The sequence below is a fragment of the Dongia mobilis genome, assembly GCF_004363235.1.
GTDB lineage: Bacteria > Pseudomonadota > Alphaproteobacteria > Dongiales > Dongiaceae > Dongia > Dongia mobilis.
Genome location: NZ_SNYW01000014.1, coordinates 172,765 through 195,113, shown reverse-complemented (window position 1 = coordinate 195,113; position 22,349 = coordinate 172,765). Strand labels below are relative to the sequence as shown.

The window sequence follows — 22,349 nt, the reverse complement described above, 5'->3', positions numbered from 1 at the left end:
CGAGATGCAATCCGTTACCGTCAACGGCATGAACTACGCCGCCCCCCAGGAGCCCATCGTCATCGTCTGCGTCGATGGCTGCGAGCCGGACTACCTGAAGGACGCGATCGCCGCCGGCGTCATGCCCTGGCTGAAGGCTGCCACCGGCAATGGTGCCGATCTGATCGGCGATTGCGTGGTGCCGAGCTTCACCAACCCCAACAACCTCTCCATCGTCACCGGCGCGCCGCCCTCGGTCCACGGCATCTGCGGCAACTACCTCTATGACCGCGAGAGCGGGCAGGAGGTGATGATGAACGACCCCAAATTCCTGCGCGCCGAAACCATCCTCGCCGCCTTCAGCAAGGTGGGCGCCAAGGTGGCGGTGGTGACGGCGAAGGACAAGCTCCGCAAGCTGCTCGGCAAGGGCATGGCGGGTGGCATCTGCTTCTCGGCCGAGAAGGCCAACGAGACCACCAAGGCGGAGAACGGCATCGACAACGCCCTTGGCTTTGTCGGCCTGCCTCTGCCCTCGGTCTACAGCGCCGATCTCTCCGAATTCGTCTTCGCCGCCGGCGTCAAGCTGATGCAGGCCGAGCGGCCGGACATCATGTATCTCTCTACCACAGACTATATCCAGCACAAGCACGCGCCGGGCACCGCCGTCGCCAACGATTTCTACAAGATGATGGACGGTTATCTCGGCCAGCTGGAAGCGATGGGCTGCACCATCGTGCTGACTGCGGATCACGGCATGAACGACAAGCACGGCGCCGACGGCAAGCCGCAGGTGATCTACCTGCAGGACGTGCTGGACCAGTGGATAGGGGCGGGGAAGGCGCGGGTCATCCTGCCGATCACCGACCCCTATGTCGTGCATCACGGGGCACTCGGTTCCTTCGCAACGATCTATCTGCCGGATGACACCGACCATGCCGAGCTCATTGCCCGCATGGGCAAGCTGCCTGGCATGGAGTTGGTGGTTGACCGTGTGGAGGGCTGCCGCCGCTTCGAGTTGCCGGAGGATCGCCTCGGCGACGTGATCGCCGTCTCGGCCAGGAACTTTGCCATCGGCACCTCGGTCGAGAAGCACGACCTTTCCGGCCTCACCGTGCCGCTGCGCAGCCATGGCGGCATGACCGAGCAGAAGGTGCCGGTGATCGTCAACCGTAAGCTCAAGGCCCTGCCTGCCGGCTATCGCCTGCGCAACTTCAGCGCCTTTGATCTGGCCTGCAACTACGCCATTCCCGCGGCCCAGCCGCAGAAGAAAGCAGTCTGAGGAAAAGCCCCATGGGTATCCTGCGCAAGGAAAAGATGCGGATCGTCAACAGTTCGACCGCCGGCGACCGCCATTTCGAGGTGTTCAACCCCTATTCCAACGAGGTGATCGGCACCTGCCCGAAGGCCAGCCTCGAGGATATCGCCAGCGCCTTCCGCACGGCGAAGAACTACAAGGCTAGCCTCTCCCGCGCCGAGCGCAGCCAGATCCTGCGCAAAACCGCGGAAATCCTGGTCAGCCGCAAACAGGAGATCGCGGAGCTGATCACGGCGGAGTCCGGTCTGTGCCTCAAGGATTCGACCTATGAAGTGGGGCGCGCCTATGACGTGTTCCATCTCGCCTCGACCATCGTCATCAAGGACGATGGCGAGATCTTCTCCTGCGATATCACGCCCCATGGCAAGAAGCGGCGCATCTATACGCAGCGCGATCCGCTGCTGAACGCCATCTCGGCGATCACGCCGTTCAACCACCCGCTCAATCAGGTGGCGCACAAGGTGGCGCCCTCGATCGCCACCAATAACCGCATGGTGCTGAAGCCCTCGGAAAAGACGCCGCTGACTGCCCTGATCCTGGCCGACATCCTCTATGAGGCCGGCTTGCCCAGGGAAATGTTCCAGGTCGTGACCGGCGATCCGCGCGAGATCGCCGATGCGCTCCTCACCGATCCCAATGTCGATCTCATCACCTTCACCGGTGGCGTCTCGGTCGGCAAGTATATCTCGACCCATATGGGTTATCGCCGCGCGGTCCTCGAACTCGGCGGCAACGACCCGCTGATCGTGATGGAGGATGCCGATCTCGAGGAGGCGGCGACGCTTGCGGTCGCGGGTTCCTACAAGAATTCCGGCCAGCGCTGCACGGCGGTGAAGCGCATGATCGTGGTCGAGAAGGTGGCCGACAAATTTGTCGAGTTGCTGCTCGAGAAAACAAAGAAGATCAAATACGGCGATCCGATGGATCCCGAGACCGATATGGGCACCGTGATCGATGAGGCCTCGGCCCGCTATTGCGAGGACAAGGTCAACGACGCCGTGGCGCATGGCGCCAAGCTGCTCTACGGCAATATCCGCAAGGGTGCGCTCTATTCGCCGACCGTGGTCGACCATGTGCCGTTCGATTGCGATCTGGTGCGTGTCGAGACCTTCGGTCCGGTCTCACCGGTCATTCGCGTCAAGGATATCGATGACGCGATCCGGGTGTCGAACTCGACCGCCTATGGACTGTCCTCGGGCATTTGCACCAACCGCCTCGACTACATCACCCGGTTCGTCAAGGAGCTGGAGGTCGGCACGGTGAATATCCGCGAGGTGCCGGGCTATCGCATCGAGATGTCGCCCTTCGGCGGCATCAAGGATTCCGGCCTCGGCTACAAGGAAGGTGTCATCGAGGCGATGAAGTGCTTCACGAATGTGAAGACCTACTCGCTGCCCTGGTAGTACCTGACATGTCGCGCGTCTGCGCCAGCAGCCAATCCTTGAAGGCCGCGATCTTGCGGGCTTCGGCGGGGCGCCTGCGGTGCAGGATCCAGTAGCCGCTGCCGGTTTCGAGCGTAAGCGGGAAGGGCGCCACGAGGCGGCCTTCCCGCAATTCCCGCTGGATGAGCGGCGAGCGGCCGAGGGCAATGCCCTTGCCGTCGAGCGCAAGCTGGATCGCCATCACGGACTGGTCGACGGCAAGGCGCCGCCGCATCCAGTCGATATCGACGCCGGCAGCGGCCAGCCAGTCGGACCAGCCCATCTCGTAGCCGGGAACGTCGATCAGGTCATGGCGGGCGAGGTCGCGCGGCTTCTTCAGCCTTGCCGCCAGTTGCGGCGTGCAGACCGGAAAGATCGCCTCGTCCAACAGCAGATCCGAGGCGAGGCCCGGCCAGTCGCCCTTGCCATAGCGGATTTCGATCTCGGCGCTGGCATTGTCGCGCTCAATCGGTTCTGCCGTCGCCGTTACCTGGACGCCGATCCGGGGATGGGCGGCGCGGAAGGAATCCAACCGGTGCATCAGCCACTGGCTGCCGAAAGAAGTGGTAACCCGGACCAGCAGGGCCTGACGTCGCTTCGCCGGCAGGGCGTCGTCGATCGCCTCGTGGATGAGGTCGAACCCGGCGCGGAGCTTGGGCGCGATGAGCGCGCCGCTTGCAGTGAGGGTCAGGCGCCGGTTGGCGCGGCGAAAAAGGGGTCGTCCGAGATACGCCTCCAGTGCCGTGATCTGCTGGCTGACGGCCGAGGCGCTGATGCGAAGTTCCGCAGCAGCGCGGGTCATGGAAAGATGCCGCGCCGTCGCCTCGAAGGCACGCAGCCAGGGGAAAGGGGGCGGGTTGGGGCGCAAGGGGTGGCTCGATCGATCCTTAAGTGCTACTTAACGATGAGCCAAGCTAGGCTCATTTGTGGGGCAGCGCAATCATGATCAGGATCAACCCATCAGTTCTCGGACAGCAGAGAGGCCAGCCATGATCCGCAGCATCGACGTCGCCGGTTCCAATCTGACCATCGCCTGGGAGAAGAGCGCTCCGGAGAATGGCGGGAGCGCCGTGTTTCCAGCGATCTGGCTGCGCGACAATTGCCGCTGCCCGGAATGCCGCCATGCCGGCAACGGCCAGCGTCTTTACGAGATCACCGACCTGCCCGAGGATTTGGCCATCGGGGCGGCTGTCCTGTCGGACGACAAGGCGGTGCGGATCACCTGGCAGCCGGGTGGCCATGTCTCGACCTTCACTCCCGCCTGGCTTGCCGATCACGATTTGTCGGCGGAGGCGCGACGCGGGCGCAAGCGACCGGTGAAATTGTGGTCCAAGGCGATCGGCACGGAAATGCCCATCGGTGACTGGCGCCAGATGGTCTCCGATCCGGCGGCCGAGCTTGCCTTCCTCGATACCTTTCACGCCCATGGCTTCGGCCTGATCCGCAATAGCCCGACGGTACCCGGCACGGTGCTGCAGATCGGCAACCACTTGGGCTTTGTGCGGGTCACCAATTACGGCGCCCTCTTCGACGTCAAATCCGTGGCGAACCCGACCAACCTGGCCTACACGCCGGTCGGCCTTGGCGTGCATTCCGATAATCCCTATCGCGATCCGACGCCGGGCGTTCAGTTACTGCATTGCCTGGAATCGACCGCCCCCGGCGGCGATACGCTGCTGGTCGATGGTTTCAATGCCGCCGAGATTCTGCGGCGCGAGGCGCCGGATGCCTTCGACCTGCTGACCCGGGTGCCGGTCAATTTCCGCTTCCGCTCGAATGACGCCGATCTGATGGCGCGGCAGACCCTGATTTCCGTGGATGAGGGCGGCAATGTGGTGGGGGTGCACTTCAACAACCGGTCGCTGGACTGGCTGGATGCTCCGGCGGCAATGGTGGTGCCCTGGTTTGCCGCCTATCGCAAATTTGCCGAGGTGCTGCACAGGCCGGAAGGCGAGTTGATCTTCCGCCTGGAGCCAGGCGATTGCGTGGTGATGCAGAACGACCGTGCCCTGCATGGCCGCACGGCCTTCGACCCGTCGAAGGGCAGCCGGCACCTGCAGGGTGCCTATGTCGACAAGGACGGATTGGAAAGCCGGGCGCGCGTGCTGCGCCGGCAGATTGCGGAAGACAAGGGAGTGGCGGCATGAAGGTGATGCGGGAAATCCGGCGCGCATTCGACAAGCGCGGTCTGGAGAGTTACGGCGAGGGGGTGAGCCAGTTGGAGCACGCCCTGCAATGCGCCTATTGCGCCGAGCGGGACGGGGCGACGCCGGCCCTCATCGTCGCCACCTTGCTGCACGATATCGGCCATATGCTGCACGACCTGCCGGAGGACATCGCAGATCACGGGGTCGATACCCAGCATGAAAGCCTCGGCTCGGCCTGGCTGTCGCAATATTTCGGACCGGAGGTGTCCGAGCCGGTGCGCCTGCATGTGCCGGCCAAGCGCTATCTCGCGACCCGGGAGAAGGGCTATTACGACCTGCTCTCCGAGGCATCCCTGCTGTCGCTCAAACTACAGGGCGGCCTGATGTCGGAAGACGAGATGAAGGCCTTCGAGCACGAGCCCTATCACCGCGACGGCATCCAGCTGCGCCGCTGGGACGACGAGGGCAAGATCCCCGGTTGGGAGGTCCCCGATCTCGGCCATTTCGAGAAATTCATTGAGGCCTGCGCGGCGCGATAAGGCTATACCATCGAAAATTCGTCATGGCCGGGCTTGACCCGGGAATCCGCTTTCTCGACCGCAACACTGGATCCCCGGGTCTTCGCCCGGGGATGACAAGTTTGGCTTTACGCCGCCCCGGCGCAATTGGGGCAGAGGCCCTGCAATTCGATGGTCAGGCGGCTCACCGTGAAGCCCGCCGAACTGGCGCTTTTCCTGACTGCGCTGGAGATGGCGGGGTCCTGAATCTCCACCGCCGAGCCGCATTTGGTGCAGATCAGGAACTGGCTGACATGGCGGTCTTCCGGGTGGTCGCAGCCGATGAAGGCGTTGAGGCTTTCCAGCTTGTGGATGAGCCCGTTCTCCAGCAGGAAATCGAGGGCGCGATAGACGGTGGGTGGTGCTGCCCCCCGATCCCCCTCGCGGAGGTGATCGAGGATGGCATAGGCGCCGACCGGCTTGTGGCTGTTCCAGATCAGTTCCAGAACCTTGCGCCGCAGCGGGGTCAGGCGGACGCCACGCTCGTCGCACAACGCCTCGGCCCGGGTCAGGGCCTCGCTCTGGCAGTGGCTATGATCGTGGGGTGCCGTCGCCCGGCTGGTGGATTTATCCATCATTTCAATGCTTCCGACCGAATTCTGTCAGCATTATAGCCAGTCCGGCCGGCCCGGTCCTGCTGTTAAATAATCTCATGCTGGTGTGAATAAACAAACAGTGGTGTAAATAAGCGTTGACTGTCTGGAGCAGGGGTATATATCAGCCCTTATCGGGCACTTATGTTGCTGGAATAAAACCCATTTCTTTGGTGTGAATAGGTCGCCAGGCATGCGAGCGTTTCCGCTTTTTGTTCGGCTGGAGAACCGGCCCGTCCTGCTCGTCGGTGGCGGTGCGATGGCGGCGGCGAAGCTGCGCCTGCTGCTGGCGGCCGATGCGCGGGTCGCGGTGGTGGCGCCGGTGCTCAGCCCCGATCTCCACGCGCTGTTGGATCACCGGGTAACCTGGCATGGCCGCGATTTTGCGGCCGAGGATGTCCGCGGCAAGGCATTGGTCTTCAGCGCCATCGGGGACGAGGCGCGCGATGCCGCCGTTTCGGCGGCGGCGCGCGAGGCCGGCATCCTGGTCAATGTCGTCGACCGGCCGGATCATTCCGACCTGGTCATGCCGGCCGTGGTCGATCGCGGCGATATCGTCGTCGCCATCTCGACAAATGGCGCCTCGCCGGTCCTGGCGCAGCGGGTGCGCGCTGCCGTCGAAGCCGCCATTCCGCACGGCATCGAGAAATTGGTCGCCTTCGCACGCCGCTTCCGCTCCGCCGTGCATCACCGCATCGTCGACCATGATGGCCGCCGTCGCTTCTGGTCGGGCTTCTTCGACGGCCCCATCGCCGCCGCCGTGCTGGCGGGCCGTGAGCGCGAGGGGGCGCGCGAGATCATCCGCGCCATCAACGGAACGGGCGCGTTAGGCCGTGAAGCCGCTCTGCTCACCGAGATCGAGGTCGATCCGATGCAGGCCGATTTGCTGACCCTGCGCGACCTGCGCGCGCTGCAGCGGGCAGACCTGGTTCTGTTCGATGCCGCCATTGCCGGCGAGATCGTCGATCTGGCCCGGCGCGATGCCCGACGCATCGGCTGGGACGCGCAGGGGCCGGCCATTCAGAAGGCGGCTCTGGCCGCCGGCGATCATGTGGTGCGCGTGAAGGCGCGCCGGCAAATGCCGCAAGCTGCGGCTGGAGCGAGATAGAAAATGGCGAATGTCGTGCCGCAGATGGTGACGGCCCAATGGCTACTGGGTGGTGAATCGATCTACTGGACCGGTGACGGCTGGTCCGAGAATTTCGCCGCGGGCGCCGTCTATGTCGAAAAGGAAGCGGCCGATGCGGCGCTGGAACAGGTCCAGTCCTTTGTCCGGGACCGGGTCGTCGTCGGCCCCTATCTGATCGAGGTCGAACTGGACGGGGCGTTGCCGCAGCCCACATCCGCACGCGAGCGGATCCGCGCCGCCCACAATGCCACCTTCGCGATCGACCACGGCTCCTGGACGAGCCGGGTCGCGGATCAGGGAAGCTGACCTCATGTACCGCTACGACCAGTTCGATGCCACCTTCGTGCGCGAGCGCACCGCCCAGTTCAAGGGCCAGGTGGCACGGCGCCTTGCCGGTGAGCTGACCGAGGAGGAGTTCCGGCCGCTGCGTCTGAAGAACGGCCTCTATCTGCAGCTTCATGCCTATATGCTGCGCGTCGCCATCCCCTATGGCGAGTTGTCGTCGAAGCAGATGCGCAAGCTGGCCTTTATCGCGCGGCGCTACGACAAGGGCTATGGCCATTTCACCACGCGCCAGAACATCCAGTACAACTGGCCGCGGCTTGATGACGTGCCGGCTATTCTCGAGCACCTCGCCGAGGTCGAGATGCATGCCATCCAGACCAGCGGCAATTGCATCCGCAACGTGACATCGGATCACTTTGCGGGGGTTGCGGCGGACGAGATCGAGGATCCGCGGGTTTGGGCGGAAGTGATCCGCCAGTGGTCGACCCTGCATCCCGAATTCAGCTATCTGCCGCGCAAGTTCAAGATCGCGATCATCGCGGCCGACAAGGATCGCGCGGCGATGCGCACCCATGATATCGGCCTCAAGATCGTCCGCAATGCGAAAGGCGAGCTTGGCTTCGCCTTCTATACCGGCGGCGGCCAGGGTCGCACGCCGATCATCGGGCCGCTGGTGAAGAGCTTTGTCGCGGCGGAGGACTTGCTGTCCTATCTCGATGCCACCTTGCGCGTCTACAACATGCATGGCCGGCGCGACAACATCTACAAGGCGCGCATCAAGATCCTGGTACAGGCCCTGGGTGCCGAGGAATTCGGCCGCCAGGTGGAAGAGGAATGGCTGCGCATCAAGGACAGCGTGCTGAAGCTGCCGGCAGAGGAAGTGGCGCGCATTCGCCAATACTTCGCGCCGCCGGCGCTGGAGAAGCTGCCGGCGCGGAATGAGGGCTTCGAGGCGAAGAAGGCCGCCGACCCGGATTTCGCGCGCTGGGTCCAGGCCAATACCGATGATCACAAGGTCGACGGCTATCGCATCGTTACCATCTCGTTGAAGCCGGTGGGTGGTGCACCGGGCGATGCCAGTGCCGACCAGATGGATCTGCTGGCCGATCTGGCCGATGCCTACAGCCTCGGCCAGATTCGTGTCACGCATCGCCAGAACCTGGTCCTGCCCTATGTGCGCCAGCAGGATCTCTTCGATCTGTGGGCGAAGCTGGGATCGGCCAAGCTGGCGGAAGCCAATGTCGAATTGGTGACCGACATCATCGCCTGCCCAGGCCTCGACTATTGCAACCTCGCCAATGCCCGCTCGATCCCGGTGGCGCAGCGCATCTCGCGGCGCTTTTCCGATCCGAAGCGCCTCGCCGAGATCGGCGAGTTGCGCCTCAACATCTCGGGCTGCATCAATGCCTGCGGCCACCATCATGTCGGCCATATCGGCATCCTCGGCGTCGACAAGAAGGGCGAGGAATTCTACCAGGTAACGCTGGGTGGCTCCTCTGCCGAGGACATTTCGCTCGGCAAGATCCTGGGCCCGGCCTTCTCGTTGGACCAGATCACAGATGCAATCGAAACGGTGGTCGACACCTATCTCGATCTGCGCGAGGGACCGCAGGAGCGCTTCATCGATACCTATCGCCGGCTCGGCATCGAGCCCTTCAAGGAGAAGGTCTATGACAGTCTTAAGGAACGGCGTTCCGCAGCCGAATGAGTGGGTTCGCGTGGCGGACGATGCGCCGCTGCCGGAAACCGATAAGGTGATCGTCTCGCTGGAACGCTGGCAGGCCGAGCGCGTCAACTTGCGCCAGCGCAACGCCGCCATTGGCGTCGCGCTGAAAAGCGAGCAGAGCCCGCTGCTGATCCAGGACGATCTCGACCGCCTGTCGCTGGTGGCGCTGGAATTCCCGAAATTCACCGATGGCCGGGCGTTCTCCCATGCCCGCGTGCTGCGCGATCGCCTGGGCTTCACCGGCGAGATCCGCGGCTTCGGTCAGGTGCTGCGCGACCAGTATCTCTTCATGCTGCGCTGCGGCTTCGACACGGTGGAACCGGCCGCCGGCAAGCGCGTCGAAGGATATGCCGAGGCGCTGAAGGAGTTCTCGGTATTCTACCAGCCGACCAATGACGACCGTGCGACGGCGCTGCAACTGCGCCACCGGAAGGAAGCCGTCGCGGCCTGACCGGAAGCGGCAAGATGAAAAGGCCCGCAATCTCCCGATTGCGGGCCTTTTGCCATTCCGGAACGGGGGCGTCAGAACTTGTAGCCGATGCCCATGCCGAAGATCCACGGGTCGACGTCGACATCGGCCTTCACGCCACCGTTGTTGACGCTGACATCGGTGTCCAGGAACAGCCGCTTCACATCGGCATTGATGTACCAGTTCTCGTCGAGACGATAGTCGACGCCGACCTGCAGGGCCCAGCCGATGCTGTTGTCGTAGTCGACATCCGTGGCAATGCTGTTCTTCGCCTCGTCCACGCCATAGAAGATGGTGTAGTTGATGCCGGCGCCGATATAGGGGCTGAAGCGCTCCTTGGTGAGGAAATGGTACTGCAGCAGCAGGGTGGGCGGCAGCAGCCAGACGTCGCCGAGGTCGATATCGCCGGCTGAGGTGTTGCGCGCGGACACCTCGTGATGCGTGGTGGCGGCGATCAGTTCCAGCGCGATGTTGTCGGTGATGAAATAGGTGAAATCGATTTCCGGCATGCCGGTGTTGGACAATTCGGTATCGCCGCCGATGGGGTCGATATCGGCATTGTCCGCCGGAATAACGCCGATGCCGCGCAGGCGGATCATGAAGTCGCCGGCATATTTGCCCGGCGGCGCTTCGGCATCCTGCGCCGATGCCGCGCCGGTCGCGGCAATCAGAAGCGCCGCCGCCAGTGCAGCGCTGCCCAAAGTCTTGATCTTGGTCATGGCCCATCCCCACGGTGAATGCAGAACCCACGCTTATTTGGGGGATTCGCCAGCGCCCTGTCAGTCCGGCACGTTGCCGCGTGGCATGAGCGCACAGGCGGCCCATCTTTGATTCAAGTCAATGCGGTTCCGCAAGTAAATGCCGGGATGAACAGCTGCCGGCAGGGGTACTCAGAAGAGGTCGCCCTGCCGCTGTGGCTTGCCGTTCTGATAGAGCGACAGGGCGCGAGTCCGAGCCATGGCATGATCCACCATGGGGCGGGGATAGTCCCGGCCCAACGTGACGCCCGCGCTTGACAGCATGGATGCCGGTGCCAAATCGGGAGCATGGATATGATGGCCGGGCAGTTTCGCCAGTTCCGGTACGAAGTGCCGGATGTAGTCACCGTCGGGGTCGAATTTTGCGCTCTGCGTGGTCGGATTGAAGATGCGGAAATAGGGGGCAGCATCGGCACCCGAACCAGCGACCCACTGCCAGTTGCCGGAGTTCTGGGCGAGGTCGGCATCGACCAGCGTGTCCCAGAACCAGCGTTCGCCCTCGCGCCAGTCGATCAGCAGATCCTTGATCAGGAACGAGGCCGTGATCATCCTGACCCGGTTGTGCATCCAGCCCGTCTGCCAGAGCTGGCGCATGCCGGCATCGACGATGGGATAGCCGGTCAGGCCCCGTTGCCATGAACGGAGGGCTTCCCCCGGCTGCGCCCAGGGGAAGCTATCGAAGCGGGAGTTCCAGTTGCGCTTCGGGAGATCCGGAAAGTGATAGAGGAGGTGGCTGTTGAAATCACGCCAGCCCAGCTCGCGCAGGAAGCCGTGTTCGGCCGGATTGCCAGCGGCGAACCGGCGCCAGATGGCATGGACGCTTATCTCTCCCCAGGCAAGATGGGGACTTAGGCGCGAGGTGCCGTCCCTGGCCGGCCGGTCGCGCGCGTCGCCATACTCGCCGATCTTGCCGTCGAGGCTCGCCAGCAGGCCAGCGGCGCCGGACTCGCCGGGCTGCCACTGCGCCGCCATGCCGGCGCTCCAATGGGCATGTTCAGCCGCCGCCTCCAGGGGAAGACTGGTCGGCCAGGCGGCCGGCGCTGCCAGTTGCTGCGGTTTCGGCCACGCCTGCGGCGACCGGTATTGTTCAGCCAGGCGGCGCCAGAAAGGGGTAAAGACCCGGAACGAATCGCCCTTCAGGGTCTTGAGCGCCCAGGGTTCGTGCAGGCGGTTGCCGGGATATTCATGAACCTCCAGGCCGATGCGGCGCGCCTCCGTGACGATCTCGGCATCGATCCTCAATCCCGCCGGCTCATAGCGGCGATTGAAGTGCAGATGGCTGGCGCCGGTCTCGGCGACAGCGCGCAAAATCTGGTCCAAGGAGCGGCCGGCGCGCAGGATCAGCCGCGATCCAATAGCGCGCAGCGAGGTGTCGAGGGCTGCGAGCGACTGCCCGCGCCACCAGCGGGATGCGCCGCCGATCTCCTCTGTCGGGTCGAGCACGAAAACCGGTATCACGGGCGCCCCGGAGGCCGCGGCGGCGTCGAGGGCCGGATTGTCGTCGAGGCGCAGGTCGCGCCGCAGCCAGACGATACGCGGCGCGGGGGTGTGGGCCGGCGAACCGGGATGCGGGGCAGGTGACATAGGGCGCTCTACGGTGGCGGTTGCGTTACGTCTGTCCGGCGAACGTGGATCACGCGGTACCTCGCTGGACAGGTGCCGGGAGCTTGACTAGGCTCCGCGCCATGATCGCCAAACCGGATTCCGCCGCGCCGCTCGCCGTCATCTGCGCCATGCAGGAGGAAAAGGCGGCGCTGCGTGCGCTCATGTCGGATCTCGAGACGCGGGACCTGCTCGGGCGGCGGGTGACCCTGGGCCGCCTCGACGGGCGCGACATTGTCGTTGCCGAAAGTGGAATCGGCAAGGTCGCATCTGCCGTCACCGCCGCTTTGCTGGCGCGCGAGTTCGGCTGCCGCGGCCTGGTGGTCAGCGGCGTTGCCGGCGGGCTCGACCCGGGCCTGCATATCGGCGACACCGTGATTGCCCATTCCCTGGTGCAGCACGATTACGGCCAGCTCCTCGATGGGGGTTTGACCTCTTTCCGGCCCGGCGTGCCGCCACTCGGTCCGGACCGCGGCGAGTACCATTTCACGCTGACAGCCGACCTCACGGAAAGGCTGGCGCAGCTCGCCGGTGCCATCGACCTGCCGGAATTGCCAGCAGATTTGCTGCCGGCAAGCGCCCCCCGGGCGTGGCGCAAGCGGCGCGTCGTGCTGGGCCGGATCGTGAGCGGCGACCAGTTCATCAATAGCGAGCGCGAGCGTGCGCGGCTACACCGCGATTTCGACGCGCAGGCGGTCGAGATGGAAGGGGCGGCGGTGGCGCAGGTGGGCGCGCTCCTCGGTCTGCCGGTCGTGGTGGTGCGCTGTCTCAGCGACCTTGCCGGCAGCGACAGCCATCTCGACTTCCCGCGCTTCGTCGCTGCCGTATCGCCGGGTGCCGCCTTGGTCCTGCGGCAGATCATCGGCATCCTGTAACCCGCCATGGCTGGCACGCCCTCGCTTACGACCACCGTCGGCATTCTGATTGCGGCCGCACTGGTCGCGGCCATCGCCAACTGGCAGCTGCGGCGCGATTTCCTCGACCGGATCAAATACGTGCCCTGGTTCGCCGTCCAGTTCTGTGCCGTTGCCATTTGCCTCGTCATGGCGGCGCATCTGGTCTCTTTGCTGACCGGCCAGCCACTGCATTCCAGTCGCGCCGGCTATTGATCCGGCTGCAGCGCCGCCCGCCATCTGGCTCGCTCGCTGTCGGCCGCGGCGCCGAGCGGGACCGGCGGTTGGACGCCCCAGATTGGCCGCGGCCAGGCGGGATCGTTGGTGAAGCGCGCGATCACATGGACATGCAATTGCGGGACGGCGTTGCCGAGGGCGGCGACGTTCAGCTTGTGGGCGCCGGTTTCGCGGCGGAGTGCCGCGCTCGCCAGGGCGATTTCTTCCATCAGGCGTATCTGGTCGGGCCTTGCGAGGTCGATGATCTCGCGGATGCCAGCCCGGCGCGGCACCAGGATCAGCCAGGGATAGGTGCGGTCGTTCATGCGCAGCAGCCGGCAGAGCGGCCAGTCGCCGATCTCAAGGCAATCCGCCGCCAATTGCGGGTGCAGGGTGAATTCCGTCTCGCTCATGAGGTGCTCCCGGCTTTGCGCCTTGTCCCCGAATCCAAATCCGGGGCATGGTAACGTATTCCTTGCCTGCCGGGTCCATTTCTCATGAAGCCAATCCATATCGCCCTCGCGCTGCTGGTCGCAGCTCTCTGGGGTGCGAATTTTGTCGCCATCAAGATCGGCCTCGGGGCGTTCCCGCCATTCCTGTTGTCGGCCCTTCGTTTCCTCGCCGTGATGCTGCCGATGATCTTCTTCGTCGGGCGGCCCTGCGTCGGCTGGGGCTGGATCCTGTCGATCGGGATCGTCTTCGGAATCGTCAAGTTCGGCCTGCTCTTCCTCGGCATGGATTGGGGCATGCCGGCGGGATTGTCGTCGCTGGTCTTGCAGGCGCAGGCCCCGTTCACGGTCCTGTTCGCCGTACTGCTGCTGAAGGAAAGGCTGAGCCGGGTCCAGGTCGCCGGCATGGTCCTGGCTGCCCTCGGGCTGGTCCTGATCGGCATCGAGCGGGCGCAGGCGACCAGCCTTGCCGGCCTGCTGCTGGTGATCGCCGCCGCAGCCGCCTGGGGTTACGCCAATATTCTCATGAAGCAGGCGCGCGCCCCCAACATGCTGAACCTGGTCGTATGGGTCGCGGTGGTGGTGCCGGTGCCGATGATCCTGCTTTCGCTCGTTTTCGAGGGTGGCGAGCGCATCCTTGCAACTCTGGCCGGAATGGACGGCCGTGGCGTGCTTGCGGTTCTCTATATCGCCTGGGCCTCGACCATCGTCGGCTTCTCGCTCTGGGTCTATCTGCTGCGCCATTATTCGGCCAGCATGGTGGCGCCATTTTCGCTGATGGTGCCGGTCTTCGGCATCGCCACCGCCGCCCTGGTACTGGGTGAGGCGCTTTCGGGACTTGAGATTGCGGCGGGAATACTTACCCTGATCGGGCTCCTGCTGGTGGTCCGCGGAGCCAAACAGAAAGTCGAGGTTGCTGCGTGACACTCGCCCTGCGCGCCGTCTTTTCGCTCCTCTTCGGTGCCGGCCTGCTGATCCTCGGCAACGGCCTCATCGGTATCCTGCTGCCCATCCGCATGGGTGTCGAGAACGTCTCGGCGGATCTGTCCGGCATCGTCATGTCGGCGTTCTATTTCGGCTTCATGGTGGGCAGTGTCGCCGGCCAGCCGATCATCCGGCGCGTCGGCCATATCCGGGCCTTCGCCGCCTTTGCTGCCCTGGCGACCGCGGTTTCCATGGCGCACGCCCTGGTCTTCGATGTCACCGTCTGGGCGATCCTGCGTGCCATATCCGGCTTCTGCATGGCCGCCCTCTACGCGACCATCGAGAGCTGGCTGAACGTCAAGAGCAGCAATGATCATCGCGGCCAGGTCCTCTCGATCTATCTGGTGACCTCCTACCTCGCCAGCCTGCTGGGCCAGCTCCTGGTCAATACCTATGAGATCGAGGGGCTGGGCCTTTTCTGCCTGGGCGGCCTCATGATGTCGCTCTCCCTGGTACCGGTGGTGCTGACGCGGGTCGCGGGGCCCGAAATCGGCGCGGTCAAGCGACTTGGCCTGCGCGTGCTGTACAAGGCCTCGCCACTGGGCGTGGTGGCGACCTGGGGTGCCGGCATGCTGTCCGGCGCCTTCTATGCGCTGGCAGCCATCTATGCCGACAGCCTCGATCTCAGCGTGTTCGAGATTTCCCTCTTCATCAGCGTGCCGATCTTCGGCGGCCTCGTCCTGCAATGGCCGATCGGCCGGCTGTCGGACCGCTATGACCGCAGGACCGTATTGCTGGGCGTTCTCGTCGTCTGTGTCGTGTCGAGTGTTGTGTTGAGTTTCTTCGGCTATACCGGCGCGGAACTGACCACGCTGCTGGTGGCGGCGGTATTCCTGGGCGGTGCGCTGGCGACCATCTATCCGATTGCCGTCGCCCAGGCCTACGACTATGTCGACCGCGCCGACATGGTGGGCGCTTCGGGCGGACTGCTGCTGGTCTGGGCAATCGGCGGGACGGTGGGACCGCTGATCGCCTCGTTCCTGATGGGGCATTTCGAAGCGCCGGCGCTGTTCGTCTATCTCGCCGTGGTGGCGTCGGCGTTGGTGATCTTCACGCTCTATCGCATGCTGCGACGCCAGGCGCTGCCGGCAGCCGAACAGACAAACTTCGTCGCCGTGCAGACGACCTCGGCGATCGCCAATGCCCTCGACCCGCGCACCGATCCGCTGCCCGAATTCTATTACAACGACGAGGATCCGGGGGATCGCTAGCTTCGATCTCGTTCACGCGTCACGCCCGGTCTTGACCCGGGCATGACGGTGATAAAGAGGTCTTCTACCTTTGTTTCGTCTGCCACTCCGGATGCACCCAGACCGGCGCATTGGCCGGCGGCAGCGGCTCACGCCCCAGGATCATGTCGCTGCATTTCTCGGCCATCATGATGGTGGGCGCGTTGAGATTGCCGCTGACGATCGAGGGCATGATCGAGGCATCGACCACGCGAAGATTGTCGATGCCGTGGACGCGGGCCTGCGGGTCGACCACCGCCATCTCGTCCGTCCCCATCTTGCAAGAGCAGGAGGGATGATAGGCGCTGTCGCCACGGCGGCGGATGAAGGCGTCGATCTCGGCATCCGTCTTCACATTGTCGCCCGGATTGATCTCGGGTCCGCGATAGGGATCGAAGGCCTTCTGGGCGAAGATCTCGCGCGTCAGCTTGACCGCGTCGCGGAACTCGCGCCGGTCGTTCTCGGTCTGCAGGTAGAAGGGCTGGATGCGCGGATGATCCTTCGGGTTGGCGGATTTCAGCTTGATCCAGCCGCGGGCCTCCTGCCGCATGTTGCCGATATGCACCTGGTAGGCGTGGCTGGTGCCATTGACGCGGCCATGATCGTTGACGGTCGAGGGCAGGAAATGGAACTGCAGGTTGGGATGCTCGATCCCGGCCGATGAGCGGATAAAGCCGCCGGCCTCGAGCTGGGCCGAGGCGCAGACGCCCTTCTTGTCCAGGAACCAGCGCATGCCGGCCAGGGCCATCGGGATGGGCTTGGTGTAGGTATAGAGTGTGATCGGCTGCCTGCATTGCTGCTGGATGTACATTTCGAGATGTTCCTGCAGGTTCTGGCCGACGCCGGGCAGATCGTGCTTCACCTCGATGCCGATCTCGCGCAGGTGATCGGCCGGGCCGATGCCGGAAAGCAGCAGGAGCTGCGGCGAATTGATGGCGCCGCCGGCCGAGATGACTTCTTTCTCGGCGCGGTAGCGCCGCAGTTGTCCGTTCTGCTCGAACTCGACACCGACGGCGCGCTTGCCTTCCAGCAGGATGCGGGTGGTCAGGGCGCGGGTTTCGACGGTCACATTGGGGCGTTTCTCCGCCGGGCGCAGGAAGGCCTGCGCCGCCGACCAGCGCCGGCCGTTCTTGATGGTCATGTCCATCCGCCCGAAGCCTTCCTGGCGATAGCCGTTCATGTCCTCGGTATAGGCATAGCCGGCCTGCTGGGCCGCTTCGATGAAGGCCTCGAAGAGCGGGTTCTGCTGATCGCCGGTATGGACGTTCAAGGGGCCGCTGTCGCCGTGATAGGCGTCGCCGCCCTTCTCGCGGTTCTCGGCACGTTTGAAATAGGGCAGGATCTCCTGGTACGACCAGCCCGGGCAATTCTCCTTGAAGGCCCAGCGATCATAGTCGAGCGCATGGCCGCGGATATAGACCATGGCATTCAGAGACGACGACCCGCCCAGCACGCGGCCGCGCGGCCAGTACATGACGCGGTTGTCCATATAGGGCTGCGGCTCGGTGTGATAGTACCAGTTGTAGCGATCGTGGCAGAGGTTGTACATCAGCGCCGCCGGCATATGGATCTGCCAGTTCCACCAGTGATCCTTCGGCCCCGCTTCCAGCACGCAGACCTTGCTGCTGCCATCCTCGCTGAGGCGGTTGGTGAGCACGCAGCCGGCCGATCCGGCGCCGACGATGATGTAGTCGAAGGTGGCATCGAACTTCATGGCGTCATCCCAGTTTCTGGTCGAGTTTGGCGTTGAGGTAGTCGAGCACGAGGCGGCGTGCCGCCTCGGAATTGGGACCGCTGCGCGACAGGGCGGCACGCAGCCACAACCCGTCGATCAGGGCAGAGATGGCGCGGGCCATCTCGCGGCCGTCCTTCCTTCCCATCAGCTTCAGCGCATGGACAAGATTGGCATCCAGGCGCGAGATGATGATGTGCTGCACCCGGGCGAGGCGATCATTGGTCGGCACCATGGCCCAGAAGGCAAGCCAGGCAGAGACGCCCTTCGGGGTGAACTGGTCGGTACCGATATTGCCGTCGATGACCGCAAGCAGGCGTTCACTTGGCGATCGCGCCTTCTCCAGGCGGCGGATCACGCTAAGCCGCAGACTGACGCCAAGCTGGCGCAGGGTCGCCTCCATGAGGTCGGCCTTGTTCCTGAAATAGTGATGGACGATGCCGGTGGAAACACCGGCCTTGCCCGCGATGCGCGAGAGGGATGACTCGGCAAAGCCGACCTCGTGGATCGAGGCGATCGTGGCCTCGATCAACTGGCGGCGCCTGATTTCCTCCATCCCGAGCTTTGGCAAAGGATTCCTCCCGACCCGCCTGCTGCAGCGCAGCATCGCGGAACTTTGATGCAACAGGCACTTGAGTGCCGGCTGGGATCGCCGCAGAGTGGAAATGCCCCGCCGGCGTCGGCCCATTCTTGGCGTGGGCAGGGAGAGCATCCTGAAGTTTTTATATTGGACGATCAATCAAAAAAAAGACTCGGTTTTGCCGCACGCCGGTCATATCATGGCGCTCTGGCGAAATTTTTTTGCCAATTTGCCCCTAGCTTTGAAGTCGCCCTCAAGCGCGGCACAAGATCGACCGAAAAGGTCAACCGGGCCAAGAAGAAGACGGTAAGAGTCCGGGGCAGGCGTACGGGATGGCAAACTTTACGGGAGATAACCAGATGTCTATGCGTAAACTTATCGCTGCTTCGGCTGTGTCCGTGGCGGCGCTGGTCGCGGCCAATTCTTCGGCCCAGGCGACCGATGGCGAGGCCTGCCACAACATCCGCGTGCCGAGCGTCGGCTGGACCGACAATGACGCGATCAATGGTCTGTTCGCAACCGTGGTGAAGCCGCTTGGCTACTCGGTCCAGATGGACGTGCTCGGATTCCCGATCATCCTTGAGGGCATGAAGAACAAGGACGTCGACGTCTTCCTCGACAACTGGATGCCAAGCCAGTCGGCCGAAATCACGCCGTTCCTGGAGGATGGTTCGGTGGTTACCGTTCGTGCCAATCTTCAGGGTGCCGGTTATGGCCCCGTGGTGCCGACCTATGTCGCCGATGCCGGCGTCAAGGATCTGAAGGATCTCGGCGGCGAGAACACCGACAAGTTCGAGGGCAAGTTCTACGGCATCGAACCCGGCAATGACGGCAACCGCATCGTCCAGTCGAAGATCGATGATCCTGCCAACGGCCTGGATGGCTGGGAACTGGTGGAATCCTCGGAGCAGGGCATGCTGGTTCAGGCCGAAAAGGCCATCAAGAACAATGAATGGGTGGCCTTCCTCGCCTGGACCCCGCACCCGATCATGGGCAAGATGCCGCTGCATTACCTGACCGGCTTCGAAGCCGATGGTTTCGGCCCGGCCACGATCTACACCGTGACCCGCACCGGCTATTCGGACGAGTGCCCGAATGTGGGCGCGCTGCTGAAGAACCTGGAGTTCACGCTGGAGCAGGAAGGCGCCATCATGCAGGCAATCCTCGACGGCCAGGACGGCGAGACGGCTGCCACCGAGTGGCTGAAGGCCAATCCGGGTGTCCTCGATGGCTGGCTCGCCGGCGTCAAGACGCTCGATGGCCAGGATGGACTGCCGGCGGTGAAGGCGGCGCTCGGCCTCTAAGCTTCGCGTCCGACGATCGAATGGGGCGGCCTTGGCACTGGGGAACTTGCTAAGGCCGCCCTTTTTATAGAAGCTTGCCGATGCAGGCTTCCCTTACGCCAAACATAGCCGGGGGATTGGGCATGGAGTGGCTGAACGCGCTCGCCGACTGGATTTCCGCGAAAGCTAACCGCATTCCGATCGGTGAACTGAGCAAGACCTTTGTCGATTGGCTCACGAATAACTTCGAAGGTTTTTTTCGCGGCGTCACAGTCGGCCTGAACTTTGTGCTGGAAGGCACGGTCAATGCGTTGCTTGCCATTCCCGATGTCATTCTTCTGCTGCTGATTACCGCTCTCTCGTATCTTTTGCAGCGGTCCTGGAAGCTGGCGCTTTTCACGGCTGTAGGCCTGCTGTTGGTGATGAATTTCGACCTCTGGAAAGCGATGGTCGAGACACTGGTGCTGGTCATTTACATCACCATCGCGTCGCTCATCATCGGTGTCACCATCGGCATTATCTGCGCGCGTCGCCCGGTACTCTATCAGATGCTGAGCCCCGTGCTCGATCTGATGCAGACCTTGCCGACCTTCGTTTACCTCGTTCCCGTGCTGGTGTTTTTCGGGCTCGGGCTGGCGCCGGCCTTGATCGCCAGTATCATCTTTGTGGTGCCAGCGCCAATCAGGCTGACCTATCTCGGCATCAGCCAGGTGCAGAAGCCGCTGGTGGAAGCAGGCGAAAGCTTCGGCTGCACGCGATGGCAGCTTCTCGTGAAGGTCAAGCTTCCGGCTGCCATGCCGACGATCATGGCAGGTGTAAACCAGACCATCATGCTTGCTCTCTCGATGGCGGTCATTGCGGCACTGGTCGGTGCCCGAGGATTGGGCGCGCCGGTTGTCCGCGCCCTGAACCAGCGCAATGTGCCGCTCAGCGTCGAGGCAGGCCTCGCCATCGTCGTGCTGGCGATCGTGCTCGACCGCATGCTGAAGCAGCGGCGCGCGGCCAGATCGTCGAAGCAATAGGACGGTGATCGACATGACAAACGTAAACGCTGTCCGCTTTGAAAGCGTCGATGTGGTCTTTGGTCAACGGGCGGGCGAAGCCATTGCGCTCATGGATCAGGGCGAGGGACGCGATTCCATTCTGGAAAAGACTGGCTCGCTGGTCGCCGTCCACGACGCCTCGCTTTTCGTGAATGAGGGCGAGATCCTGGTGCTGATGGGGCTTTCCGGCTCCGGCAAGTCCTCGTTGCTTCGCTGCGTCAACGGCCTCAACAAGGTGAGCCGCGGCCGTGTCATGGTGAAGGCCGGGGAGAAGGAGGTCGATGTCGCCTCCTGCGCCGAGGATGTGTTGCGCGAGGTGCGTCGCAACCGCATCTCCATGGTCTTCCAGCAATTTGCCCTGATGCCCTGGCTGACCGTGCGCGACAATGTCGGCTTCGGCCTTGATATTCGCGGTACGCCCAAGGCCGAGCGCGATCGCCTGGTGCAGGAGAAGATCGACCTGGTCCGCCTCGGCCAGTTCGCCGAGAAATTTCCACATGAACTCTCCGGCGGCATGCAGCAGCGCGTCGGCCTCGCGCGCTCCTTCGCTACCGAGGCCGAGATCCTGCTGATGGACGAGCCGTTCTCGGCCCTCGACCCGCTCATCCGCGAGCATTTGCAGGATGAACTCATCGAGCTCCAGCGCAATCTCAAGAAGACCATCATCTTCGTCAGCCACGACCTCGACGAGGCGCTGAAGATCGGCACCCGCATCGCCATCATGGAGGCGGGAAGGGTGGTGCAGTTCGCCGTGCCGGAGGAGATCATTCTCAACCCGGTCAACGATTACGTGCGCCAGTTCGTGGCCTCGATGAACCCGCTTACCGTGCTCAAGGGCGGCACGCTGATGCGACCCGCCGATGATCTGGTGCGCGAACCCGGCTCCAGCTTCATTCAGCTGGATCGGGCGGGCCGCTGCCGATGCCAGCTGGATTCCGCCGGCCGCCCGAACAATCTGATGGTGAACGGCCGACCGGGACAGTTCGTCCAGTATTCGACCGAGCTCGACCTTGCTGCAGCCGCGGATGATGCCGTGATGATCACCGGTTCCGACCGCACGCCGATGCGCGCCGCCGTGACCGTGCGTCAGTTGACCAAGCGACCACTGGTGCTGCTGGGCGACGACGGCGCCTTGTTGGGTGTCGTCGGCGAGCACGAGCTTTATCGCGGCATGCTGCGCCAGACCGAAGCAGCCAAGGTCAATGTCTCCGGGCCCAATAAGGCGGTGGTCTGACAATCGTGACAATGCCGGCTGACGATGTGCGCGCGATCCTGTTCGACAAGGACGGGACGCTGTTCGATTTCTACGAAACCTGGGGCCCGGTCACCGAAGCAGCGGCGCTGGCCGTCGCCGGCGGCGACGCCGAAAAGGCTGCTCATCTGATGCGCGAGAGCGGCAAGGACCCGGAGACCGGCCGCTATATACCGGGCTCGCCGATCGCCTCGGGCAGCAATCGCGAGATCGCGGAATTGTGGGCGCGGCTGGCCGGCAGGTCGGATCTCGACGTTGTCTATGGCGAGGTGCATGCGCTGTTCCTCGCGCATCAGGCCAATGCCGCCATTCCCGTGACCGATCTCGACGCGTTCTTCGCTGTCCTCAGGGGCCGCGGCTTTGCCCTCGGCATCGCAACCATGGACAGCGAAGAATCGGCCCGCGCCGCCATGGCGCGTCTGGGCGTGCACGGCTCGCTGGATTTCATTTGCGGCTTCGACACCGGCCACGGCGTCAAGCCGGGCGGCGGCATGGTCGAAGCCTTCTGCCGACATGTGAACCTGCGCCCGCACACGATTGCGGTCGTCGGCGATTCACCGCATGACATGGAAATGGCGCGGGCCGGCGGCGCCGGACGTATTATCGGCGTGCTGACAGGCGTGAGTTCGCGCGAGATCCTGATCGATCACGGTGCCGATACGGTGATCGACAGCATCGTCGACCTCAACGACGTGATATGAGGGGCG

At 63.8% G+C, this 22,349-nt stretch carries 23 protein-coding genes; 16 read left to right on the top strand and 7 right to left on the bottom strand.

What is annotated here, in order from left to right:
• The first annotated feature begins 4 nt into the window (after window positions 1–4).
• A complete protein-coding gene (phnA, locus tag A8950_RS19115; RefSeq protein ID WP_133615281.1) occupies window positions 5–1,258 on the top strand; it encodes a phosphonoacetate hydrolase in 1,254 nt (417 codons plus the stop codon).
• 11 nt (window positions 1,259–1,269) lie between these two features.
• On the top strand, window positions 1,270–2,697 hold the full coding sequence (gene phnY, locus A8950_RS19110) for a phosphonoacetaldehyde dehydrogenase (protein ID WP_133615280.1): 1,428 nt from the start codon (window positions 1,270–1,272) through the stop codon (window positions 2,695–2,697).
• Here phnY and A8950_RS19105 read toward each other — a convergent pair.
• Window positions 2,663–3,583, bottom strand: a complete 921-nt coding sequence (locus tag A8950_RS19105; RefSeq protein ID WP_133615279.1) for a LysR substrate-binding domain-containing protein — start codon at window positions 3,581–3,583, stop codon at window positions 2,663–2,665. The genes phnY and A8950_RS19105 overlap by 35 nt on opposite strands.
• 121 nt (window positions 3,584–3,704) lie before the next feature.
• Here A8950_RS19105 and tmpA point away from each other — a divergent pair, with 121 nt between their 5' ends.
• Window positions 3,705–4,862 (top strand): 2-trimethylaminoethylphosphonate dioxygenase, encoded by a 1,158-nt coding sequence (gene tmpA / locus A8950_RS19100; protein WP_133615278.1) that lies wholly within the window; start codon window positions 3,705–3,707, stop codon window positions 4,860–4,862.
• Complete coding sequence (locus A8950_RS19095) at window positions 4,859–5,401, top strand: HD domain-containing protein (RefSeq protein ID WP_133615277.1); 543 nt, start codon at window positions 4,859–4,861, stop codon at window positions 5,399–5,401. The genes tmpA and A8950_RS19095 overlap by 4 nt, the downstream gene beginning before the upstream one ends.
• Window positions 5,402–5,508: 107 nt before the next feature.
• Here A8950_RS19095 and A8950_RS19090 read toward each other — a convergent pair whose 3' ends face one another.
• Window positions 5,509–5,997, bottom strand: coding sequence for a Fur family transcriptional regulator (locus A8950_RS19090; RefSeq protein ID WP_243735712.1), 489 nt, complete (start codon window positions 5,995–5,997; stop codon window positions 5,509–5,511).
• 208 nt (window positions 5,998–6,205) lie between these two features.
• Here A8950_RS19090 and A8950_RS19085 point away from each other — a divergent pair, with 208 nt between their 5' ends.
• From A8950_RS19085 to A8950_RS19070, 4 genes are read left to right on the top strand one after another with little or no spacing between them, the layout of a single operon-like run.
• Window positions 6,206–7,120, top strand: a complete 915-nt coding sequence (locus tag A8950_RS19085) for a siroheme synthase (RefSeq protein WP_133615276.1) — start codon at window positions 6,206–6,208, stop codon at window positions 7,118–7,120.
• A gap of 3 nt (window positions 7,121–7,123) precedes the next feature.
• Complete coding sequence (locus A8950_RS19080; protein ID WP_133615275.1) at window positions 7,124–7,447, top strand: DUF2849 domain-containing protein; 324 nt, start codon at window positions 7,124–7,126, stop codon at window positions 7,445–7,447.
• Window positions 7,448–7,451: 4 nt separating this feature from the next.
• Complete coding sequence (locus tag A8950_RS19075; RefSeq protein ID WP_133615274.1) at window positions 7,452–9,134, top strand: nitrite/sulfite reductase; 1,683 nt, start codon at window positions 7,452–7,454, stop codon at window positions 9,132–9,134.
• 10 nt (window positions 9,135–9,144) lie between these two features.
• The gene (locus A8950_RS19070) at window positions 9,145–9,603 is read left to right on the top strand and encodes a DUF934 domain-containing protein (protein ID WP_243735711.1); all 459 of its coding nucleotides are present in this window, start codon (window positions 9,145–9,147) and stop codon (window positions 9,601–9,603) included.
• A 71-nt stretch (window positions 9,604–9,674) separates the two neighbouring features.
• Here the strand turns inward: A8950_RS19070 and A8950_RS19065 are convergent, their stop codons facing one another.
• On the bottom strand, window positions 9,675–10,340 hold the full coding sequence (locus A8950_RS19065; protein ID WP_133615272.1) for an OmpW/AlkL family protein: 666 nt from the start codon (window positions 10,338–10,340) through the stop codon (window positions 9,675–9,677).
• 171 nt (window positions 10,341–10,511) lie between these two features.
• Entirely contained in the window at window positions 10,512–11,963 is a 1,452-nt protein-coding gene (locus A8950_RS19060; protein WP_133615271.1) for a cryptochrome/photolyase family protein, read from the bottom strand.
• Window positions 11,964–12,064: 101 nt separating this feature from the next.
• Here A8950_RS19060 and A8950_RS19055 point away from each other — a divergent pair, with 101 nt between their 5' ends.
• Both A8950_RS19055 and A8950_RS19050 read left to right on the top strand, forming a co-directional pair.
• Window positions 12,065–12,856 carry a 5'-methylthioadenosine/adenosylhomocysteine nucleosidase gene (locus A8950_RS19055; protein WP_133615270.1) on the top strand — a complete coding sequence of 264 codons (792 nt, stop codon included), beginning with the start codon at window positions 12,065–12,067 and terminating at the stop codon, window positions 12,854–12,856.
• A 6-nt stretch (window positions 12,857–12,862) separates the two neighbouring features.
• On the top strand, window positions 12,863–13,090 hold the full coding sequence (locus A8950_RS19050; RefSeq protein ID WP_133615269.1) for a hypothetical protein: 228 nt from the start codon (window positions 12,863–12,865) through the stop codon (window positions 13,088–13,090).
• On the opposite strand, the gene A8950_RS19045 is transcribed toward A8950_RS19050, so the two are convergent.
• Window positions 13,084–13,503, bottom strand: coding sequence for an HIT domain-containing protein (locus A8950_RS19045; RefSeq protein ID WP_133615268.1), 420 nt, complete (start codon window positions 13,501–13,503; stop codon window positions 13,084–13,086). The genes A8950_RS19050 and A8950_RS19045 overlap by 7 nt on opposite strands.
• Window positions 13,504–13,587: 84 nt before the next feature.
• On the opposite strand from A8950_RS19045, the gene A8950_RS19040 reads away from it, so the two are divergent.
• A complete protein-coding gene (locus tag A8950_RS19040; protein ID WP_133615267.1) occupies window positions 13,588–14,463 on the top strand; it encodes an EamA family transporter in 876 nt (291 codons plus the stop codon).
• Complete coding sequence (locus A8950_RS19035; protein WP_133615266.1) at window positions 14,460–15,734, top strand: MFS transporter; 1,275 nt, start codon at window positions 14,460–14,462, stop codon at window positions 15,732–15,734. Before A8950_RS19040 ends, A8950_RS19035 begins: the two co-directional genes overlap by 4 nt.
• Window positions 15,735–15,798: 64 nt before the next feature.
• Here the strand turns inward: A8950_RS19035 and betA are convergent, their stop codons facing one another.
• A complete protein-coding gene (gene betA / locus A8950_RS19030) occupies window positions 15,799–17,466 on the bottom strand; it encodes a choline dehydrogenase (RefSeq protein WP_133615265.1) in 1,668 nt (555 codons plus the stop codon).
• A 4-nt stretch (window positions 17,467–17,470) separates the two neighbouring features.
• Window positions 17,471–18,055, bottom strand: coding sequence for a choline-binding transcriptional repressor BetI (betI, locus tag A8950_RS19025; RefSeq protein ID WP_166645284.1), 585 nt, complete (start codon window positions 18,053–18,055; stop codon window positions 17,471–17,473).
• A gap of 368 nt (window positions 18,056–18,423) precedes the next feature.
• On the opposite strand from betI, the gene A8950_RS19020 reads away from it, so the two are divergent.
• The 4 genes from A8950_RS19020 to A8950_RS19005 all read left to right on the top strand — a co-directional run bounded on the left by A8950_RS19020 (window position 18,424) and on the right by A8950_RS19005 (window position 22,343).
• Window positions 18,424–19,368, top strand: coding sequence for a glycine betaine ABC transporter substrate-binding protein (locus A8950_RS19020; RefSeq protein ID WP_133615263.1), 945 nt, complete (start codon window positions 18,424–18,426; stop codon window positions 19,366–19,368).
• Window positions 19,369–19,490: 122 nt separating this feature from the next.
• Complete coding sequence (gene choW / locus A8950_RS19015) at window positions 19,491–20,369, top strand: choline ABC transporter permease subunit (protein WP_133615262.1); 879 nt, start codon at window positions 19,491–19,493, stop codon at window positions 20,367–20,369.
• 13 nt (window positions 20,370–20,382) lie between these two features.
• Complete coding sequence (gene choV / locus A8950_RS19010; protein WP_133615261.1) at window positions 20,383–21,624, top strand: choline ABC transporter ATP-binding protein; 1,242 nt, start codon at window positions 20,383–20,385, stop codon at window positions 21,622–21,624.
• Window positions 21,625–21,635: 11 nt separating this feature from the next.
• Window positions 21,636–22,343 (top strand): HAD family hydrolase, encoded by a 708-nt coding sequence (locus A8950_RS19005; protein ID WP_133615260.1) that lies wholly within the window; start codon window positions 21,636–21,638, stop codon window positions 22,341–22,343.
• Window positions 22,344–22,349 lie beyond the last annotated feature (6 nt).

Bases quoted from the DNA above. Each gene is read 5' to 3' on its own strand.
- phnA (WP_133615281.1), top strand. From the start codon at position 5: ATGCAATCCGTTACCGTCAACGGCATGAACTACGCCGCCCCCCAGGAG.
- phnY (WP_133615280.1), top strand. From the start codon at position 1,270: ATGGGTATCCTGCGCAAGGAAAAGATGCGGATCGTCAACAGTTCGACC.
- tmpA (WP_133615278.1), top strand. From the start codon at position 3,705: ATGATCCGCAGCATCGACGTCGCCGGTTCCAATCTGACCATCGCCTGG.
- A8950_RS19095 (WP_133615277.1), top strand. From the start codon at position 4,859: ATGAAGGTGATGCGGGAAATCCGGCGCGCATTCGACAAGCGCGGTCTG.
- A8950_RS19090 (WP_243735712.1), bottom strand. From the start codon at position 5,997: ATGATGGATAAATCCACCAGCCGGGCGACGGCACCCCACGATCATAGC.
- A8950_RS19085 (WP_133615276.1), top strand. From the start codon at position 6,206: ATGCGAGCGTTTCCGCTTTTTGTTCGGCTGGAGAACCGGCCCGTCCTG.
- A8950_RS19080 (WP_133615275.1), top strand. From the start codon at position 7,124: ATGGCGAATGTCGTGCCGCAGATGGTGACGGCCCAATGGCTACTGGGT.
- A8950_RS19075 (WP_133615274.1), top strand. From the start codon at position 7,452: ATGTACCGCTACGACCAGTTCGATGCCACCTTCGTGCGCGAGCGCACC.
- A8950_RS19065 (WP_133615272.1), bottom strand. From the start codon at position 10,340: ATGACCAAGATCAAGACTTTGGGCAGCGCTGCACTGGCGGCGGCGCTT.
- A8950_RS19060 (WP_133615271.1), bottom strand. From the start codon at position 11,963: ATGTCACCTGCCCCGCATCCCGGTTCGCCGGCCCACACCCCCGCGCCG.
- A8950_RS19055 (WP_133615270.1), top strand. From the start codon at position 12,065: ATGATCGCCAAACCGGATTCCGCCGCGCCGCTCGCCGTCATCTGCGCC.
- A8950_RS19050 (WP_133615269.1), top strand. From the start codon at position 12,863: ATGGCTGGCACGCCCTCGCTTACGACCACCGTCGGCATTCTGATTGCG.
- A8950_RS19045 (WP_133615268.1), bottom strand. From the start codon at position 13,503: ATGAGCGAGACGGAATTCACCCTGCACCCGCAATTGGCGGCGGATTGC.
- A8950_RS19040 (WP_133615267.1), top strand. From the start codon at position 13,588: ATGAAGCCAATCCATATCGCCCTCGCGCTGCTGGTCGCAGCTCTCTGG.
- betA (WP_133615265.1), bottom strand. From the start codon at position 17,466: ATGAAGTTCGATGCCACCTTCGACTACATCATCGTCGGCGCCGGATCG.
- A8950_RS19020 (WP_133615263.1), top strand. From the start codon at position 18,424: ATGTCTATGCGTAAACTTATCGCTGCTTCGGCTGTGTCCGTGGCGGCG.
- choW (WP_133615262.1), top strand. From the start codon at position 19,491: ATGGAGTGGCTGAACGCGCTCGCCGACTGGATTTCCGCGAAAGCTAAC.
- choV (WP_133615261.1), top strand. From the start codon at position 20,383: ATGACAAACGTAAACGCTGTCCGCTTTGAAAGCGTCGATGTGGTCTTT.
- A8950_RS19005 (WP_133615260.1), top strand. From the start codon at position 21,636: ATGCCGGCTGACGATGTGCGCGCGATCCTGTTCGACAAGGACGGGACG.